The sequence below is a fragment of the Enterobacter sp. 186315 genome, from assembly GCF_053290175.1.
In genome coordinates, this window is sequence record NZ_JBPTTK010000002.1 from 173705 (window position 1) to 190894 (window position 17190).

At 58.6% G+C, this 17190-nt stretch carries 18 protein-coding genes; 13 read left to right on the forward strand and 5 right to left on the reverse strand.

Annotated features, from left to right (window positions below; genetic code table 11):
- Position 1 precedes the first annotated feature (1 nt).
- Positions 2 to 619: a response regulator transcription factor gene (locus tag ACSVHP_RS03180; protein ID WP_447550961.1), complete on the reverse strand. Its 618-nt coding sequence runs from the start codon at positions 617 to 619 to the stop codon at positions 2 to 4.
- Between the two features lie 319 nt (positions 620 to 938).
- Here ACSVHP_RS03180 and ACSVHP_RS03185 point away from each other — a divergent pair, with 319 nt between their 5' ends.
- Both ACSVHP_RS03185 and ACSVHP_RS03190 read left to right on the forward strand, forming a co-directional pair.
- Positions 939 to 1541 (forward strand): ATP-dependent Clp protease proteolytic subunit, encoded by a 603-nt coding sequence (locus tag ACSVHP_RS03185; RefSeq protein WP_234673777.1) that lies wholly within the window; start codon positions 939 to 941, stop codon positions 1539 to 1541.
- A gap of 133 nt (positions 1542 to 1674) precedes the next feature.
- Positions 1675 to 2796, forward strand: a complete 1122-nt coding sequence (locus tag ACSVHP_RS03190; protein ID WP_447550963.1) for a ribosomal protein uL16 3-hydroxylase — start codon at positions 1675 to 1677, stop codon at positions 2794 to 2796.
- A 44-nt stretch (positions 2797 to 2840) separates the two neighbouring features.
- Here the strand turns inward: ACSVHP_RS03190 and ACSVHP_RS03195 are convergent, their stop codons facing one another.
- Positions 2841 to 3026 carry a DUF2767 domain-containing protein gene (locus ACSVHP_RS03195; protein WP_234673779.1) on the reverse strand — a complete coding sequence of 62 codons (186 nt, stop codon included), beginning with the start codon at positions 3024 to 3026 and terminating at the stop codon, positions 2841 to 2843.
- Between the two features lie 228 nt (positions 3027 to 3254).
- On the opposite strand from ACSVHP_RS03195, the gene ACSVHP_RS03200 reads away from it, so the two are divergent.
- The 3 genes from ACSVHP_RS03200 to foxA all read left to right on the forward strand — a co-directional run bounded on the left by ACSVHP_RS03200 (position 3255) and on the right by foxA (position 6802).
- Positions 3255 to 3488: a DUF2171 domain-containing protein gene (locus tag ACSVHP_RS03200; RefSeq protein ID WP_234673780.1), complete on the forward strand. Its 234-nt coding sequence runs from the start codon at positions 3255 to 3257 to the stop codon at positions 3486 to 3488.
- Between the two features lie 130 nt (positions 3489 to 3618).
- Positions 3619 to 4572: a helix-turn-helix transcriptional regulator gene (locus tag ACSVHP_RS03205; protein ID WP_447550966.1), complete on the forward strand. Its 954-nt coding sequence runs from the start codon at positions 3619 to 3621 to the stop codon at positions 4570 to 4572.
- Positions 4573 to 4693: 121 nt separating this feature from the next.
- The gene (foxA, locus tag ACSVHP_RS03210) at positions 4694 to 6802 is read left to right on the forward strand and encodes a ferrioxamine B receptor FoxA (protein ID WP_447551068.1); all 2109 of its coding nucleotides are present in this window, start codon (positions 4694 to 4696) and stop codon (positions 6800 to 6802) included.
- A gap of 451 nt (positions 6803 to 7253) precedes the next feature.
- On the opposite strand, the gene ACSVHP_RS03215 is transcribed toward foxA, so the two are convergent.
- Positions 7254 to 8669 carry an aminotransferase-like domain-containing protein gene (locus ACSVHP_RS03215; protein ID WP_447550968.1) on the reverse strand — a complete coding sequence of 472 codons (1416 nt, stop codon included), beginning with the start codon at positions 8667 to 8669 and terminating at the stop codon, positions 7254 to 7256.
- Between the two features lie 176 nt (positions 8670 to 8845).
- Here ACSVHP_RS03215 and ACSVHP_RS03220 point away from each other — a divergent pair, with 176 nt between their 5' ends.
- Positions 8846 to 9007, forward strand: coding sequence for a DUF1127 domain-containing protein (locus ACSVHP_RS03220; RefSeq protein ID WP_447550969.1), 162 nt, complete (start codon positions 8846 to 8848; stop codon positions 9005 to 9007).
- A 63-nt stretch (positions 9008 to 9070) separates the two neighbouring features.
- Here the strand turns inward: ACSVHP_RS03220 and pdxR are convergent, their stop codons facing one another.
- Complete coding sequence (gene pdxR, locus ACSVHP_RS03225; RefSeq protein WP_447550971.1) at positions 9071 to 10462, reverse strand: MocR-like pyridoxine biosynthesis transcription factor PdxR; 1392 nt, start codon at positions 10460 to 10462, stop codon at positions 9071 to 9073.
- Between the two features lie 102 nt (positions 10463 to 10564).
- Here pdxR and ACSVHP_RS03230 point away from each other — a divergent pair, with 102 nt between their 5' ends.
- From ACSVHP_RS03230 to ACSVHP_RS03260, 7 genes are all read left to right on the forward strand, one after another.
- Positions 10565 to 11044 (forward strand): carboxymuconolactone decarboxylase family protein, encoded by a 480-nt coding sequence (locus tag ACSVHP_RS03230; protein WP_234673785.1) that lies wholly within the window; start codon positions 10565 to 10567, stop codon positions 11042 to 11044.
- A gap of 164 nt (positions 11045 to 11208) precedes the next feature.
- Complete coding sequence (locus tag ACSVHP_RS03235) at positions 11209 to 11532, forward strand: antibiotic biosynthesis monooxygenase family protein (protein WP_234673788.1); 324 nt, start codon at positions 11209 to 11211, stop codon at positions 11530 to 11532.
- Positions 11525 to 11923 carry an amino acid-binding protein gene (locus ACSVHP_RS03240; protein WP_447551069.1) on the forward strand — a complete coding sequence of 133 codons (399 nt, stop codon included), beginning with the start codon at positions 11525 to 11527 and terminating at the stop codon, positions 11921 to 11923. The genes ACSVHP_RS03235 and ACSVHP_RS03240 overlap by 8 nt, the downstream gene beginning before the upstream one ends.
- Positions 11895 to 12596, forward strand: coding sequence for an ArsR/SmtB family transcription factor (locus tag ACSVHP_RS03245; RefSeq protein WP_447550973.1), 702 nt, complete (start codon positions 11895 to 11897; stop codon positions 12594 to 12596). The genes ACSVHP_RS03240 and ACSVHP_RS03245 overlap by 29 nt, the downstream gene beginning before the upstream one ends.
- A 604-nt stretch (positions 12597 to 13200) precedes the next feature.
- Positions 13201 to 13668 carry a MarR family winged helix-turn-helix transcriptional regulator gene (locus ACSVHP_RS03250; protein WP_234673790.1) on the forward strand — a complete coding sequence of 156 codons (468 nt, stop codon included), beginning with the start codon at positions 13201 to 13203 and terminating at the stop codon, positions 13666 to 13668.
- 3 nt (positions 13669 to 13671) lie between these two features.
- Positions 13672 to 14736, forward strand: a complete 1065-nt coding sequence (locus tag ACSVHP_RS03255) for an HlyD family secretion protein (protein WP_447550975.1) — start codon at positions 13672 to 13674, stop codon at positions 14734 to 14736.
- Positions 14726 to 15802 carry a DUF2955 domain-containing protein gene (locus ACSVHP_RS03260; RefSeq protein WP_447550977.1) on the forward strand — a complete coding sequence of 359 codons (1077 nt, stop codon included), beginning with the start codon at positions 14726 to 14728 and terminating at the stop codon, positions 15800 to 15802. The genes ACSVHP_RS03255 and ACSVHP_RS03260 overlap by 11 nt, the downstream gene beginning before the upstream one ends.
- Here the strand turns inward: ACSVHP_RS03260 and ACSVHP_RS03265 are convergent.
- A complete protein-coding gene (locus ACSVHP_RS03265) occupies positions 15799 to 17070 on the reverse strand; it encodes a DUF445 domain-containing protein (RefSeq protein ID WP_447550978.1) in 1272 nt (423 codons plus the stop codon). The two genes, ACSVHP_RS03260 and ACSVHP_RS03265, sit on opposite strands and share 4 nt — an antisense overlap.
- Positions 17071 to 17190: the final 120 nt, after the last annotated feature.

The window sequence follows — 17190 nt, forward strand, 5'->3', positions numbered from 1 at the left end:
ATTACTCTGCGGGCTGAGGGTTGGTCAGGCGCTCAACGGCCCTGACCAGCTCCGCCACGGAGCGCACCTGCATCTTCTCCATTACCCGGCGGCGATGGACTTTGACCGTGATCTCGCTGACGCCAAGCTCGGCGGCAATCTGCTTATTCAACAGGCCGCTGATCGCCAGCGTCAGCACCTCGTGCTCGCGCGGGGTGAGGGACATGTGGCGCTGCTTCAGCGCGTAGTGGGCTTTGAACTGGTCTGCATTGGTTTGAGCGAGCTTGAGCGCCGACTCGATGGAGTCAATTAAGGCTGAGGATTCAACGGGTTTGGTGAGAAATTCGTAGGCGCCGCCCTTAATCGCCCGCACGGACATGGGGATCGTCCCGTGGCCGGTGAGAAAGATTATCGGGATCTCCCGGCCGTTAGAGCGCAGCGCATCTGCGACCTCAAAGCCGCTAATGGCGGGCATTTGCATGTCGAGGATCACGCAGGAGGGTAACTCTTCGAACGGGTGCTGGAGGAAGGCTTCCGCTGATGAAAAGCCGATGGCGTTTAAGCCCGCAGACTCCAGCAGCCCCACAACGGACTGTCTGACTGCATCATCGTCATCAACCACATAAACAATGTGTTCCATGCACTGCCCCGGCGTATGATCGGTAATAAAAGTGAGAATAAAACCGCCGCGACATGAACGTAAGCGACTGTTTGCTATGCTCATTCATACTAACACATTAGTTATCATTATCATTTATGAATATGATAATGATATGAATAGGAAGTGTAATAAATATGTGGCGAAAGGGTTAGGATTGAAACGCTGTTTTTATGTACACCACGCCCGGCCCTGAACGGTCCTGCCACGCGCGTCGGTTTTCGCATTACGGCGCCTGAGGACTTTGCCTGGCAAAACAGGCTACACTCTGGTTTTGAGCGCGACATGCTGAGGAAATAACATGCACTACACACTGAAAGATGGCGACAAAGAGAAAGCAGAAGGGACGCACGGCGCGGGCGCTCTGCAACAGAAGCTGCTGGAGTCTCGTTCGATTGTGATCTCCGGTGAGATCAACCAGGAGCTGGCCGAGAAGGTCATTACCCAGATGATCCTGCTGCAAAGCGTCAGCAACGATCCGATCAAGCTCTACATCAACAGCCAGGGCGGCCACGTGGAAGCGGGTGATACCATCCACGACTTTATCAAGTTCATCCGCCCGGACGTTCACGTGATCGGCACCGGCTGGGTCGCCAGCGCGGGGATCACCATCTTCCTGGCTGCGAAAAAAGAGCACCGCTACTCCCTGCCGAATACTCGTTTCATGATCCACCAGCCGCTGGGCGGCGTGCGCGGTCAGGCGACGGATATCGAAATCGAAGCCCGCGAAATTATTCGTATGCTGGATCGCGTGAATAAGCTGATCGCTGACGCCACCGGCCAGCCGCTGGAAAAAGTGAAAAAAGATACCGACCGTAACTTCTGGATGTCGCCGGCAGAAGCGCTGGATTACGGCATCGTGGGTAAAATGATTACCCATTTTGATGAGTTAAAGCTGGATTAAGTTTCAGGCCGTACGTGTGTCGGGTGGCGGCTGCGCCTACCCGACCTACACGCCCTAACTTGACCCATGACAATACGCCCCCGCACGCTCTCTTCCATAATCGCGCCTGTTTACCCTTTTACTGGTGCTTCCCATGGCGTATCAACTGAACCTGAACTGGCCGGAATTTCTTGAGAAATACTGGCAAAAACAACCCGTTGTGCTGAAAAATGCCTTCCCGAATTTTGTCGATCCTATTACCCCGGACGAACTGGCAGGCCTGGCGATGGAGCCGGAAGTCGATAGCCGCCTGGTGAGCCATACCAACGGTAAATGGCAGGCCAGCAACGGCCCGTTCGAGCACTTTGACGATCTCGGCGAAACCGGCTGGTCGCTGCTGGCGCAGGCCGTAAACCACTGGCATATGCCTGCCGCCGAGCTGGTGCGTCCGTTCCGCGTCCTGCCGGACTGGCGTCTTGACGACCTGATGATCTCCTTCTCCGTGCCGGGCGGCGGCGTGGGCCCGCATATCGATCAGTATGACGTGTTTATCATTCAGGGGATGGGAAGCCGCCGCTGGCGCGTGGGGGACAAGCTGCCGATGCGTCAGTTCTGCCCGCATCCGGCGCTGCTGCACGTCGATCCGTTTGAGCCGATCATCGACGAAGATCTGGAGCCGGGCGATATCCTCTACATTCCGCCTGGATTCCCGCACGACGGCTTCACCCATGAAACCGCGCTGAACTACTCCGTCGGCTTCCGTGGCCCGAACGGCCGCGATCTGATCAGCAGTTTTGCCGACTACGCGCTGGAAAACGATCTGGGCGGCGAGCACTACAGCGATCCGGATCTGACCTGTCGCGAACACCCGGGCCGCGTGGAGCAGTACGAGCTGGATCGCGTTCGTCAGATGATGATCGACCTGATTAGCAAACCGGATGATTTCACGAAGTGGTTCGGCAGCTTTGTCTCTACGCCGCGTCACGAGCTGGATATCGCCGCCGCCGAGCCGCCGTATACGCCGGAAGAGGTGCGTGATGCGCTTCAGGGCGGCGAAACGTTAACCCGCCTGAGCGGGCTGCGCGTGCTGAACATCGGCAATCGCTTCTTTATCAACAGCGAGCTGTATGAAACCGCAGACGCGAGCGCCGCCGACGCGCTGTGCCGCTTCACCGAACTCGGTCAGGCCGAGCTTGGCGGGGCGCTGGACAACCCGGCGTTTATCGACGAGCTGACCGGGCTGATTAACCAGGGCTACTGGTTCTTCGAAGAGTAAACCTAAACGTGCGCGGCGTTTAGCCAGGCTAAACGCCGCTGCGGTCAGACGAGCATATTGCAGGCCTTCCAGTAGTTCAGCAGCCGCTCGTCGTCGTGCTCTCTCTCCGCTTTGATTTTCATCGTCTGCGCCAGAGTTTCTCTCGATACCTCATGCCCTTTTTGCACGATGTCGAGAACCGCTTCCCCAAGTGCCAGTGAAATTTCTGTACGATTATTGTGTATCGTCATAAATATCTCCTCGGTTGGTTGCGTTAATTTAATTATGAGAGATATTTTTTCATGGCGAAAATATTTCATCTTATTCTTATTTTTGCCGTATAAAGTATTCACGCGGATAGTCGCACTTTATTATTCTGTCAATGATGTTTCAAAATGCTAATAAGCGCCTGCAAACCGAATTTATGGGCTACAGTTAATTTCGTGCAACAGCCATATAACCGAAACAGGAGATATAACATGGTAAATACAAGCGAAATTAAGGATCATACCCAGGTTGTAGCCAGCTGCGGAACGCACGTCGGCGTTGTGGACCATCTGGACGGCGATCGTATCAAGCTTGCTAAAAGCGACCCTGAAGCGGGTGGTAAACACCACTATATTCCAGTGAGCTGGGTCGACAAAGTGGAAGATAATAAAGTTATCCTGACCAAAAACCATAAAGAGGTTTTTGCTGAGTGGCAGGAAGCGTAAATATATTTCACGCTGAATAGTAATATTGTGCTCCGGCTTCGGCTGGAGCACGGTAATATCCGCACATTGCCGCCTCGATAAATGAATGTTACTGTTTTACATTATTTTTATCCGACGCAGGCAACGCATAATGCTCCAGAATGAAATCACCTCAGAAAAACGTGTCTTTTATGTTGAGGATTTTCAGGTTTTTGGCGAGCGTTACGGCATTGATTATCGCTTCCCGCAGCTTGGCGACGCGCAGGCCATCGGCAGCCCGGTGCTTCAGGGCGACGTGGAAGAGATGACCCTCTCATCAGGCATTTCCCTTACCCACTCGGACGTGCGGGTGCTTCAACCCTACGAAACCACCTCTCGCCACAGCAGCCCGCTTTATATACTGATGGTGCTGGAAGGCTGCGTCACGCTTAGCCTCAGCGACACCGAATACGCGGTGCGGTCCGGCATGGCGTTCATTTCACAGCTGAGCGAACAGCAGGCGATGAGCGCGCGTCACGACGCCAACAGCACTCTGAAAACGCTCTCGTTCGGCGTCTATCCCGACGACGCGCAGCGCGAAAGCCTGCTGGACTCTCTGCTGGCCGAGTGGCGGGCGCTGAATACCCCGACCTTCCTCTGGCAGGTGCCGGGCTTTGTGCTCACCGGTATTCAGCAGGCGCAGCAGCAGGGGCTAACCGCGCTGTCGCGTAAGCTACTGCTGAAGGGGCCGATGTATCAGCTGCTGGGCCACGGCCTGTATCAGCTTCAGCAGACCAGCCCCTGCCGCCCTGAACAGGCGCGTCTGGAGCGCGTGCGCTGCCTGCTTGAACAGTCTCCGGAGCGGGATCATACGCTCGCACAGCTGGCGACGCTGGCGGCAATGAGCCAGAGCAGCCTGCGCGGTAAATTCCGTAAACGCTACGGCTGCACGCTGTTTGAGTATCTGCGCGACTGCCGCCTTGCGCTGGCGCGCCGCTACCTGCTGGAAGGCTACAGCGTGCAGCAGGCGGCGTGGATGTCGGGCTACCAGCACGCCACCAACTTTGCCACCGCGTTTCGCCGCCGCTACGGTATCTCGCCCGGCAGCCTGCGCCATTCTCGCTAACCTACTTTTCCTCTACACGCGAACGCCATCCGTGCGGTTTGTCATCGCGCATACGTAACCTGGCGGCGCGCATAGCCGTTTATCATCTCAAAAGGGTAATAATTCTTATTAACAATAAGAAATACCTTTGGAGATGGTCATGTTTGTTAAGTCGCGTCTGGCACTGCTGGTGGGATGGATTACCGGTAGCGTCGCTTTTCCTTTGCTGGCGCAGGATGCCCAAAAAACTGAAACCGTGGTGGTCACGTCGCAGATGCAGAGTGGCGCCACCAAGCTGGAAACGCCGGATATCGAAACCCCGCAGGCGGTCTCTATCGTCACCCGCGAGCAGTTCGAAGAGCAGGGCGCAACCAGCGTGCGCCAGGCGGTAAGCTATACGCCGGGGGTTTACAGCAACCAGATTGGCGCATCGAACCGCTTCGATTACATGGTGCTGCGCGGCTTCTCGGACGGCAGCCTGGATAACGTGTATCTCGACGGCCTGAAGATGATGGGTGACACCAACTCGCACAGCTCGCTGGTGGTCGATCCGTGGTTCCTGGAAAATATCGAAGTGGTGCGCGGCCCGGCCTCGGTGCTGTATGGGCGTTCCTCGCCGGGCGGCATCGTCGCGCTAACCTCACGCAAGCCGTCATTCGATCCGGGCGGCGAGATCAAGCTGTTCGCGGGGAATAACGATCAGCGCGGCGCGATGTTCGACGTGACCGGCCCGCTGGATGATAGCGATCGCGTGGCGGTGCGCTTAAGCGGCATGACCCGCTACGCCGACTCCCAGTTCGATCCGCTGAAAGAGGAGCGTTACGCGCTGATGCCGAGCCTCACCTGGCGCATCACCGATAACACCCGCCTGGATCTGATGGCCTATCTGCACCGGGATCCGGAAGGCGGCAGCCACTCGGGGCTGCCGTATGACGGCACGGTCGATCCGCACTACGGCAAGAAGATCGCCAATACCTTCTTCGAAGGCGAAGATGACTACGACAAGTACGATCGCCGCGAGAACATGGTCGGCTACAACATTGAGCATCTGTTTGATAACGGCTGGTCGGTGCGCCAGAAGCTGCGCTATCTGCACACCAAAGTGGAGCTGAATCAGGTCTATGCGGCGGGCTGGCTCAACGAGACCGAGCTTAACCGCGGCTATTCCGGCTCGGATGAGAAGATGGACGCGGTGACGCTGGATAACCAGGTCGACGGCAGCTTTGATACCTGGGCGGTGAACCACCGCGTGCTGATCGGCATGGACTATCAGGATCGCAGCAACAATACCACCGGGTACTACGGCGGCTTCCCGCCAATCGACGCGTTCCATCCGGTGTACGGCGCGAAGCCTGACTACATCACCATGTACAGCCAGGAAAAGCACAAGCTGCGCCAGACGGGCTATTACGTGCAGGACCAGATGTCGCTTGACCGCTGGCGCCTGACGCTGGGCGGGCGTTATGACCAGGTGAGCGTGTCGAACGTCGACAAGCTGAACAATACCCGCAGCGATCTGGATAAGAACAACTTCAGCAGCCGCGCGGCGCTGATGTACCTGTTTGATAACGGCGTCGCGCCGTACGTCAGCTACTCCACCGCCTTTACCCCGACCAGCTTCGCCGACGAGCAGGGCAATATCCTCGATCCGATGAAGGGCAAACAGTGGGAAGCGGGGGTGAAGTACGAGCCGGAAGGGATGAACAGCCAGTTCAGCGCCTCTGTGTTCCGCATCAATCAGAAAAATATCGCCACCAAAGAGGAGCCGACCGATCCGTATCGTTCCATCGGTGAAATCGAATCTGAGGGCGTAGAGCTGGAGGCCATCGGGCAGCTGACCGACAGCCTGCGGGTCCAGGCGGCGTATACCTACACGGACATCCGCTACAAGAAGAGCAGCCCGGAAGAGGAGGGCAAGCGCGCCGTGTATGCCCCGCGCAACATGGCCAGCGCCTGGCTGAGCTACGACGTCAAATCCGGCCCGCTGGACGGCCTGCTGCTGGGGTCAGGCGTGCGTTACGTGAACGGCGTGACCAGCGACCGTCAGAACACCCACACGCTGCCGTCGTATACGCTGGTGGATATGGTGGTGGGCTATGACCTGACGAACGTGGGGCTGAAGGGGGTGAGCGCGCAGCTTAACGTCAATAACCTGACCGACAAGCGCTACGTGGCGGCCTGTAACTCGCTGTCATACTGCTACTTCGGTGCAGAACGCAGCATCGTGGGCAGCGTGTCCTGGACGTTTTAAGTCGTTGGATTTGCCCGATGTGTTTTCCCCCTCTCCCTGTGGGAGAGGGTTGGGGTGAGGGGAACATACGGCTCTGGTGGTCATTCCGTTCACCTCACGTTTGTTGCTTCTCTGTTGCCGCAATACCTGTGAACGTGCCAGGGCGACTCAGTCGCCATCGCCCTGGCGACCCTGGCTCCCGGCAAGAAAATCGCCGCTTCGCGGTACCCTCAGCTTATTCCTTTCGGCTTTCGGGTCGGGCGCGATGCAGCGTCCCTGCAAAGCGCGCCCTCTCGGCGCATCCCTGCGCCTCGCCCCGGCCTACAGGAAACGCTTCGGCGATTTTCAGCCGGACACTGGCGTCGCTGTAACGCATTTATCTATATGAAATTATTCTCATCGCTTTAAGAGTAAAATTACTGGGGCTCCCTCTCCCTGTGGGAGAGGGTTGGGGTGAGGGCATCAGGCCGCACTACTCCTCCATCGCAATCATAATAGCCTCGCCCATCTTCTTCAGCGCCTCGCGGTTTTTATCCGTCGGGGGCAGCGCGACGTTGATGCGCAGGCAGTTGCGGTACTTCCCGGAGGCCGAAAACAGCGACCCGGCCGCCGCCTGAATTTTCAGACGGCACAGCTGTTTGCTGACGCACACCATGTCCACGCTTTCCGGCAGCTCCACCCACAGCAGGAAGCTCCCCTGCGGGCGCGTCACGCAAATCTCCGTCGGGAAAAACTGCCGCACCCAGCAGGTGTAGGTTTCCATATTCTGCTGATAAATCTGGCGCATCTTGCGCACGTGGCGATGGTAATGACCGTCGCGGATAAACGCGGCCACCGCCATCTGCGTGCCCGGCACGTTAAACCCGCCCGCGGCGTATTTCATGTGCATCACCCGGTCGTAATAGCGCCCCGGCACGATCCAGCCCACGCGCAGCCCCGGCGCGACGGTCTTGGTAAACGAGCTGCATAAGATCACGCGACCGTCGATATCAAAGGAGTGAATGGTGCGCGGGCGAGGATATTCTGTGGCCAGCTCGCCGTAAATATCATCCTCAACGATGACGATATCGTGGCGCTGGGCCAGGGCCAGCACCTGCTTCTTGCGCGCCTCCGGCATGATAAACCCGAGCGGATTATTGCAGTTCGGCACCAGGATCACCGCCTTGATCGGCCACTGCTCCAGCGCCAGCTCTAGGGCCTCCACGCTGATCCCGGTCTGCGGATCGGTGGGGATCTCAATCGCCTTGATATCAAACCCGCGCAGCATCTGCATGGTGCCGTGAAACGACGGCGATTCCACCGCCACGATATCCCCCGGCTTGCAGATCGACAGCAGTGCAATCGACAGCGCGCCGTGGCAGCCGTTGGTGATCACGATCTCGCCGGGCGTCACCGTCGATCCGCCGTCCAGCATCAGGCGCGCGATCTGCTCGCGCAGCTCAAGCCGCCCGTCCAATACGTCGTAGCCGAGCATATCCCCGGTATTGTGCTGGGCGATGCGGCTCATCTCCCGCCACAGGGGCTTCAGGCTGGGCTGGTCGAGATTGGGCGAGCCGCCGCCGAAGGAGATCATCTCTTTGTCGGCGCGCGCGTCGAGCAGCATCATCACCTCATCCCACTGGGTCACGTCGACGGGGCGCTGCACCGGGCGCGTCATCTCCGGCACCGGCGGCTGGGCCTTGCGTCGGGAGACAAAATAGCCGGAGCGAGGCTGCGGGACGATCAGGTTGAGGTTTTCAAGGATGTGGTAGGCCTGCTGTATGGTGCTGATGCTCACGCCGTGCTCCTGGCTCAGCGCGCGCACCGACGGCAAACGCTCGCCGCTGCGGTACAGCCCCTGTTCAATACGTTCCGCCAGAATATTGGCCAGATGTTGGTAGCGCGTCATGCTGTATCCTCTGTTTGCACCATACAGATCGTAAAACCAGTACAGATGGCGGTAAAAATCGGCATTCAGATCCTGTTGTAGCGGATCTGTATGTTAAACAAAAGTTGTTTTTGCGTCTGTATTGCACAGGGCGATTTCCACGATGATAACCCCACTGGCACAGTGAGGAGAGCATCATGGAATTTCACGAAAATCGTTCGAAACGTCCGTTTATTGCGTTTGTCTGGATCGCGAAAACGCTACGCAGCTGGTATCGCATCAACCGCACCCGCCGCATTCTGAGTCAGATGAGCGACGAGCAGCTCAAGGATGTGGGGTTGTCGCGGAATGATGTGTAAGCCAGCCTTACCGGGCCTGCTCGATCCCGTAGGCCCGGTAAGCGCAGCGCCACCGGGCGACTTTCAGCTCAAAAGCGCAAGCGTCTGCCGCTTCGGTCTTTCCAGCAGATCCAGCGCCTCCTGATAGGTCCGCACGTTGTTATAGCCCATCACCAGCCCGTAGCGCTTGCCCGACCCGCGATACCACTCGGACAGGGCGTTCACCTGCAACTCCTGCTGCTGCCAGCACTGCGCGACCTCGCGGTCACGGCTGCCTTTGGTGAGAAACGCCACGATATGCATCCCGCCGTCGTTCTGCTCGGTGAAAAACAGATCGCCGTACACCTCCCGCAGGGCGGCAATCATCCAGTCGCGGCGGCGCTGGTACAGCGCGCGCATCTTCTTGAGATGGCGGAAGAAATGGCCCTCGTCGAGAAAGCGGGTGAGGATCTTCTGCGTCAGCACCGGCTGGCCGCTGGTGGTGATATCCGCGCAGTCGGTAAACGCCTCCACGGTGCTGGCGGGCATCACCACGTAGCCCAGACGCAGCGACGGCATGATGGTTTTGCTGAAGGTGCCCATAAAAATCACCCGATCGTGCCGATCGAGGCTTTTCAGCGACGGCAGCACCTTGCGGGTGTAATGAAACTCGCCGTCGTAATCATCCTCAACGATCCACGCCTCGTTTTGCGTCGCCCAGTCGAGCAGCTGCTGCTTGCGCGGCAGCGAGAGCGTGACCGCCAGCGGGCTCTGGTGCGACGGGGTGACGATGGCAAAGCGGGCGTCGTGGTGGTTACGCAGCAGATAGTCCGTATCAAACCCGGCACGATCGACCGGGACGGTATGCAGGCGCGGGACGATCCGCTTGAGCAGCTGCTGGCCCATAAAATAGCCCGGATCTTCAAACACCACTTTGTCGCTGCGGCTGGCGAGGGTGTCGAGGATCAGGCGCAGGCTGCCGCTGTAGCCGCTGGTGATCAGCACCTGTTCGGCGCTACAGGACAAACCGCGCGAGATATTCAGGTAGCGGGCGATGGCCTGACGCAGCGGATACCAGCCCAGAACCGGCGGGTTAAGCATCTCCTCCTGACGCATTGAACGCGTTGCCTGACCGGCGAGCAGGAGCCATTTTTTGTAGGGAAAACCGTCGAGCGCCGGAATGCCCGGGCGCAAATACCCGGCGCGTTCACGCTGGCTGATGAGCGAGGCCGGCAGCGTGCCGGTGACCCGTTCATCCGCGGGCGGCTTAACGGCGGGCAGCGATAAATCGGGATTCACCCGCGTTCCCCGCGCCCCCTGGCTCACCAGATACCCTTCGCCCGTCAGAATGGCGTAGGCGGTCTCCACCGTTTTGCGCGCGACCTTAAGCTCCTCCGCCAGCACCCGGATGGCAGGCACTTTGTCGCCGGGCTTCAGCACGCCGCGCGTAATATTGTCGCGATAGCGGGTATAGATATCGTGATAGCCCGGCTTCATGTCCTACCTCGTTTTACGCTTTTTGTATCTTTTTACTATGTCATGAACGGCGTAGATTTGCCTCATCGCATTTCGTATGCCGAACCCAAAAGAGGAAAGACAATGAGCACTCGCGTTAACCACCATAAAGCTACACCTGCCCTCGCTAAAGCGCTGTCCGACCTGAGCATGGAGGTGGCAAAAACCTCTCTCGATCCGGCCCTGAAACACCTCATCGACATCCGCGTGTCCCAGCTGAACGGCTGTACCTTCTGTCTGGATATGCACTCGAAAGAGGCCAAAATTGCGGGCGAGCGCGAGCTGCGCCTGTACCACCTGGCGGCGTGGCGTGAATCACAGCTGTTCAGCGCCCGCGAAAAAGCGGCGCTGGCCTTCACCGAAGCGCTGACCCAAATCGGCGTTCACGGCGTGAGCGACGCGCTGTATCGCAGCGTGGCGGAACATTTCTCGGACGTAGAGATTTCAGAGCTGAACTTCGCGATTGTCGCCATCAACGCCTGGAACCGTCTGGGGATCACCTCCCGCATGGAGCCCGGCTCGCTCGACGTGGCCTACGGCCTGAATAAGGCTAATCTGGCGTAATACCGCGCTCGCGGATGAGCCCGGTGGCGCTGCGTTTACCGGGCCTACAAAAACCGTAGGCCGGATAAGCGCAGCGCCATCCGGCACAACGCTTCGCTGTTTGCCGAAGCATTGAGCTTTTCCCTCCTGCATTCTCTCCTCACCCTCACAACGGAGAGACACCCATGATCGCAGTCATTTTCGAAGCCAACGCCGAGCCCGCGCATCAGGCGCGCTATCTGCAACTGGCCGCCGAGCTGAAACCGCTGCTGGCGGACATCGACGGCTTTATTGATATTGAACGTTTTCAGAGCCTGACCACTGACGGCAAAATCCTGTCGCTCTCCTGGTGGCGGGACGAAGAGGCTATTCGTCGCTGGAAGCAGAACCTGTTTCACCAGGCCGCGCAGGCCGAGGGGCGGGAGTCGATTTTTGCCTGTTACCGCATTCGCGTGGCGCAGGTAGTGAGGGAATATGCTTCTGAAACCGGAGGGCGTGCCGATGTATGACGTTCATGTGATTTTTAACGATCTTCCCGGCGAACTGGCGCGCTTTGGACAACTTCTTGGGCAACATGGCGTGGGGCTGGAGGGCGGTGGCGTGTTTGGCCAGGCGGCGCATTTTCTGGTTGAAGAGGGCGAGAAGGCCCGGCAGGTGCTGACGGATGGCGGCTTTAACGTGCAGGCCGTACGTAAGCCGCTCGTCAGAAAACTCAGGCAGGAGCGCCCTGGCGAGCTGGGGGAAATTGCCGCCGCGCTGGCCGCTGCGGGCGTGTCTGTTCTTACCCAATACAGCGACCACGCGAATCACCTTATTCTGCTGACCGATAATGATAAGCTGGCTGCCGAGATCACTGAACCCTGGGCTGCACATGTTAAATACCCGCACCACCCCCGATAACCATGCCGCGCTGGAGCAGGCCGTGGCCGCAATAGCCGCGGCGATGGCCGATCCGTCGCGGGTGAAAATGCTCTGCGCGCTGATGGACGGGCGGGCGTGGACCGCCACCGAGCTGAGCGCGGTGGCGGATGTCGCTCCTTCCACCGCCAGCGGGCATCTCGCCCGGCTGGTGGAGGGCAGGCTGATCGGCTGTCTCTCGCAGGGAAGGCATCGCTATTACCGTCTGGCCGGGCACGAGGTGGCAGAGCTTGTCGAGCAGATAATGGGGCTGTCGTGGAGCCGGGTAGCGCCGCCGGAGACAACGGCTCCCCCGTCCATGCGCGAGGCGCGCACCTGCTATGACCATCTGGCGGGCAGGGTCGCGGTGCAGATCTATGACTTTATGCAGGCCGAAGGCTGGCTTGAGGCAGACGGTTCTGCGCTGACGCCGTATGGCCGGGAGCAGTTCCTCAAACTCAGCATCCCGTTACGTGCTCATCCCCGCCGCAAGGCCTGCTGCGCCTGCCTCGACTGGAGCGAGCGGCGGTTTCATCTGGGCGGTGAGGCCGGCGCGGCGCTGCTGATACATCTGGAAAATAAAGGGTGGATTAAGCGGGTAGAGGGGTACAGAGAGGTGGTGGTGACGGCTTCAGGGAAGGAGGCCATTGCCAGATATTTTTCCGCTGCGGTTTGATGCCCTCACCCCGGCCCTCTCCCACAGGGAGAGGGAGAAGGGCACGGAACAATTCCCTCTCCCTGTGGGAGAGGGTTAGGGTGAGGGGGAACATACGGCTCTGGTGGTCATTCCGTTCACCTTAGGTTACTTGCTTCTCTGTCACCACACGACTTGTGAACGTGCCATGGGGCTCACCGCCGCCCCCCTGGCAACCCGGGCTCCCGGCAAGAAAATCGCCGCTTCGCGGTGGCCCTCAGCTTATTCCTTCATGCTATCGGGTCGGGCACCAGCCTGCATCCATGCAGGCTATGCCCTCTCGGCGCGTCCATGCGCCTCGCCCCGGCATTACGGAAACGCTTCGGCGATTTACAGCCGGACCAGGACGTCGCTGTAACATATTTATCTATATAAAATTATTCTCATCGCTTTATGAGAAAAAATTACCGGAGATTTTTCAGCACACAGGGAGAGGGAGAAGGGCACGGAACAATCCCCTCTCCCTGTGGGAGAGGGTTAGGGTGAGGGGGAACGCCTTTCGCAATTCCTGCTCTTTCGCCTCTCGTTTCTTGATACTTACCCTGATAACTATTACCCTGCTTTGGTGTTATAAGAGGGTTCCCCTATGAGTGAAGACGATCTGTTCTGCCGCAGACCGATGGGTATGCGGATGGCGATGATCGTGCGCCAGTGGCGCGCGGTGATTGATGACGCCATCATCGATACCGGGTTAACCCAGTCGAGCTGGACGGTGATGATGCAGCTTCAGCAGCTGGGGGATAACGTCTCGGTAAGCGAGCTGGCGGAGGTGCAGGGTATTGAGCTGCCGCCGCTGATGCGCACGCTGACACAGCTGGAAAAGCAGGGCTATCTGCTGCGCACCACATCGCCTTACGACAAGCGCATCCGGCTGTTAACGCTCACGCCTGAGGGCAAAGCCATACTCAACACCCTCACGCGGGTCATCGAGACCTTTCAGACGCGGGTATCGCACAATATACCGCCTGAACATATCGCGATTTTTAGCGACACGTTGAATCAAATCGCCTGCAATTTGCGGACAATCCGCGAAGAAGATAACAAGACTGAATAAACCATGACTCCTGAACAAAAATTTGCCCGCTGGGTAAGGGTGAGTATTGCCTCTTTCCTGCTGATGTTTGTCTATTTTATCGTCGCAGATATCTGGATCCCGCTGACGCCGGACTCCACCGTGATGCGCGTGGTGACGCCGGTTTCCGCGCGGGTGTCCGGTTACGTGGCGGCGGTACATGTCCACAACAACAGCCAGGTGAAGAAGGGCGATTTACTCTTCGAGCTGGACGATACGCCGTTTCGTAACAAGGTCGAGGCGGCGCAAATCGCCCTGCAACAGGCGCGCCTGTCTAACGATCAGCTGGACGCGCAAATCGCGGCGGCGCAGGCCAGCCTCAAAACGGCGGTGCTGACCGCCCGCAACGACAAAGTGACCTTCGAGCGCTATCAGAAACTTAGTACCCTGCAAAATGTCTCGCAGTCGGATCTGGATAAGGTGCGCACCACCTGGCAGAGCAGCGAGCAGTCGGTGAGCTCGCTCAACGCCAATATCCGCAACCTGCGCATTCAGCGCGGGGAGCGGGATGAGCATCGCAACGTCACGCTGCAAAAATACCGCAACGCGCTGGACGAGGCGGAGCTGAACCTCGGCTGGACGAAGGTATACGCCGAAGCGGACGGGACGGTGAGCAACCTGCAACTCAGCCCCGGCTTTTACGCGTCGTCCGGCTCTGCTTCGCTGGCGCTGGTGAACAACCAGACCGATATCGTGGCCGATTTCCGTGAAAAAAGCCTGCGTCATACCCATCAGGGAACGGACGCGGCGGTGGTGTTTGACGCCTTCCCCGGACGGGTGTTCCGGGCGCACGTCGCCAGCAGCGATGCGGGTATTCTGGCGGGGCAGGAAGCTGTTAACGGCGAACTTTCGCAGCCGGAAACCTCTAACCGCTGGGTGCGTGACGCGCAGCGTATGCGTATTCACGTGACGCTGGACGAGGTGCTGCCGAAGCATCTGCCGACGGGCGCGCGCGCCACCGTGCAGCTGTATAACAGCGAAGGGCCGTTCGCACGCTTCTTCTCAGGGATGCAGATCCACCTGGTCAGTCTGCTTCACTATGTCTATTAGCACTCTGGCGCGGGTCTTCACCCCGCACGGCAACATCGTCTATACCGCGAACGACTTTCGCCAGACCCTGCGCATCGTCTTCGCGGGGATGATTGCGCTCAGCGTGTCGAGCTTTTACAACACCAGCTACGGCGTCTTTTTTGTGGTCTATCCGATCATGCTCCTGTCGCTGGTGCCGGTCTTTAACCGCCACGTTGCCAAACAGTTTATCTTCAGCGCGTCGCTGAACTGCGTCGAAATGGTGCTGATCATCGGCTATTTATCCCAGTGGCCGCTGATCATGACGCTGGTGGTCTTCGCGCTGTACGTGATGCGTTTTCGCTTTATGAGCAAAGGGCCGCTGTTCCTGTTCGGCTCGATGGGCGTGGTGTGCCAGAGCGTGATGCTCAACTTTATGAGCTACCCCACGACCAGCTGGCACACGCTGCTGTTCTCCAACATCGAAGCGAGCGTGATGGCGGTCTGCCTGAGCGCGCTGATGAACTACCTGCTGCCGGACGTCGAACCGCGCAGGCCGCCGCCGCTGATTGAGAAAGACGACGCCCGGGTGCGCCACGAATCGCTGCTCTCCGGCACCGTGGCGACCCTGATTTTTGTGGTGTTCCAGATAAGCGATCTCAGCGACTCCCTGTCGGCGCTAATGGCGGGCATCCTAATCCTCTTCCCGATGCACTATCGCGGGTCGGTGATGAGCTCCATCTGGCGCGTTGTCGGCGTGGTGCTGGGCTGTCTGTACATCCTTATCGTGCAATTGATTCTCTACGATCACAGCAGCCACATGCTGCTGATGATGCCGCTGATCGGCCTCGGGCTGGCGTTTGGCGCGCGGCTGCACGTAATGGAAAAGGTGGGGGCGGGCGTGGGGTTTGCCAGCATCACCACCATCGGCATTATGTTCGGGCAAAACATGCACCCGGACAGCGACCTGGTGTTTAGCGATCTCTATCGCATCACCTCGGTCACCTTTGCGCTGGTGGCGACGCTGACGCTGGTGTTCCTGGTCCACCGGATCCTTAACTGTTTTGCCCCGACGCGTTACATCGTCGCGCCACCTGAAGGGGATTAATGCGCCAGCAGGGCGGGCAGTTGGGAGAGCAGAAACAGGATCAGGCCAATCGTCCCGCCCACCAGCGTGCCGTTGACGCGGATAAACTGTAAATCTTTGCCGATGTTCAGCTCAATCTGGCGCGACATGTCTTTCGCATCCCAGCTTTTCACCGTGTCGCTGATGTGGCGGGTGAGGAACGCGGCGAAGTCCGGCGCCACGCGATGCGCCGCCTGCTCAAGATGCTCGTTAAGCGAGGCCTGAAGGCTGGCGTCGGCGGTCAGCGTTTCGCCAAACCACAGCCCGGCGTTGGCGATGCGCTGCCTGACGCGGGAATCCTCGCTTTGCATGTCGGCCTTCAGCCACTGGCGCAGGTCGGCCCACATTTCCCCAAGATAGCGGTTAAAGGCTTCATCGTTTTTCAGGTAGTGCTTGATGTTTTCGGCTTTGGCCGCCATCTCCGGGTCATTTTTCAGGTTATCGATAAGCTTCAGCGTCGCCCTGTCGAACGCCTGACGGATCTGGTGCGTCCGGTCGTGGCTGATATCGTCCAGCAGAGCGTTAACCGCGTTGGAGATCATCTCCGCGCTCTGGTCGCCCAGCCATTCGGTCGGCAGCAGCATCGCCTTGCGCGGATGTTCAGTTTCGAACCAGTGAACCACCTGTGCGGCGATAAATTCCCGCGAGCTGTCGCGCTGAATTAGCGTTATCAGGCGGGTAATGATGGCGTCCAGCAGCACCTGATGGCGGTTGTTTTTGGTCATGCTCTCCAGCATCACCGCGCTGGTTTCGGTGAAATCGACCTTGTCGATGGCCTTATGCACCGCCCGCTTGAGCAGGCGCTGAATACGCCCGTCGTCGGTCAGCTCCAGGAAACCGCTCATAACCTGAATCAGATGCTGCCCGACGCGCTGCGCGTTATCCGGCTGGCTAAACCAGGTGCCAATCATCTGCGCCGGTTCATAGCGGCGGATCAGCGCCACCAGCGACTGGGTATCAAGAAACTTCTCCTGCACGAACTGGCCGAGATTGTCGCCGATCCTGTCCTTATTGCGCGGAATAATCGCCGTATGCCGTGAGATAAACGGAATTGGCACCCGACGAAACAGCGCGACCACCGCAAACCAGTCCGCCAGCGCGCCGACCATGGCCGCCTCGGCAATGGCCTTTACGCCGCGCACCCAGAAGGTTTGCGGCAGGAAGAGGGTAGTGATAAATGTCGCCACGGCAATCAGCAGCAGAGACAGCGCCAGAAGCTTGGCGCGTTTGAGTTCAGCAAGTTTTTCCATAGGTTAAGGATAGAGGGAAGCGCGGGGAAAGTGCAAAGGGGGAAGATGTTGCCGCCTCAATTCTGGAATGCTGCTTCAGAAACGGCAACCTCTCCTCGTCACATGTTTATCAGCTGGTGG

What these genes read in the sequence shown, in the direction of transcription:
- ACSVHP_RS03230 (WP_234673785.1), top strand. Translation starts at nt 10,565, where the DNA reads ATGAGCACTCGCGTTAACCACCATAAAGCTACACCTGCCCTCGCTAAA.
- pdxR (WP_447550971.1), bottom strand. Translation starts at nt 10,462, where the DNA reads ATGAAGCCGGGCTATCACGATATCTATACCCGCTATCGCGACAATATT.
- ACSVHP_RS03190 (WP_447550963.1), top strand. Translation starts at nt 1,675, where the DNA reads ATGGCGTATCAACTGAACCTGAACTGGCCGGAATTTCTTGAGAAATAC.
- ACSVHP_RS03255 (WP_447550975.1), top strand. Translation starts at nt 13,672, where the DNA reads ATGACTCCTGAACAAAAATTTGCCCGCTGGGTAAGGGTGAGTATTGCC.
- ACSVHP_RS03245 (WP_447550973.1), top strand. Translation starts at nt 11,895, where the DNA reads ATGTTAAATACCCGCACCACCCCCGATAACCATGCCGCGCTGGAGCAG.
- ACSVHP_RS03195 (WP_234673779.1), bottom strand. Translation starts at nt 3,026, where the DNA reads ATGACGATACACAATAATCGTACAGAAATTTCACTGGCACTTGGGGAA.
- ACSVHP_RS03205 (WP_447550966.1), top strand. Translation starts at nt 3,619, where the DNA reads ATGCTCCAGAATGAAATCACCTCAGAAAAACGTGTCTTTTATGTTGAG.
- ACSVHP_RS03180 (WP_447550961.1), bottom strand. Translation starts at nt 619, where the DNA reads ATGGAACACATTGTTTATGTGGTTGATGACGATGATGCAGTCAGACAG.
- ACSVHP_RS03220 (WP_447550969.1), top strand. Translation starts at nt 8,846, where the DNA reads ATGGAATTTCACGAAAATCGTTCGAAACGTCCGTTTATTGCGTTTGTC.
- ACSVHP_RS03265 (WP_447550978.1), bottom strand. Translation starts at nt 17,070, where the DNA reads ATGGAAAAACTTGCTGAACTCAAACGCGCCAAGCTTCTGGCGCTGTCT.
- ACSVHP_RS03215 (WP_447550968.1), bottom strand. Translation starts at nt 8,669, where the DNA reads ATGACGCGCTACCAACATCTGGCCAATATTCTGGCGGAACGTATTGAA.
- ACSVHP_RS03200 (WP_234673780.1), top strand. Translation starts at nt 3,255, where the DNA reads ATGGTAAATACAAGCGAAATTAAGGATCATACCCAGGTTGTAGCCAGC.
- ACSVHP_RS03250 (WP_234673790.1), top strand. Translation starts at nt 13,201, where the DNA reads ATGAGTGAAGACGATCTGTTCTGCCGCAGACCGATGGGTATGCGGATG.
- ACSVHP_RS03260 (WP_447550977.1), top strand. Translation starts at nt 14,726, where the DNA reads ATGTCTATTAGCACTCTGGCGCGGGTCTTCACCCCGCACGGCAACATC.
- ACSVHP_RS03185 (WP_234673777.1), top strand. Translation starts at nt 939, where the DNA reads ATGCACTACACACTGAAAGATGGCGACAAAGAGAAAGCAGAAGGGACG.
- ACSVHP_RS03235 (WP_234673788.1), top strand. Translation starts at nt 11,209, where the DNA reads ATGATCGCAGTCATTTTCGAAGCCAACGCCGAGCCCGCGCATCAGGCG.
- ACSVHP_RS03240 (WP_447551069.1), top strand. Translation starts at nt 11,525, where the DNA reads ATGTATGACGTTCATGTGATTTTTAACGATCTTCCCGGCGAACTGGCG.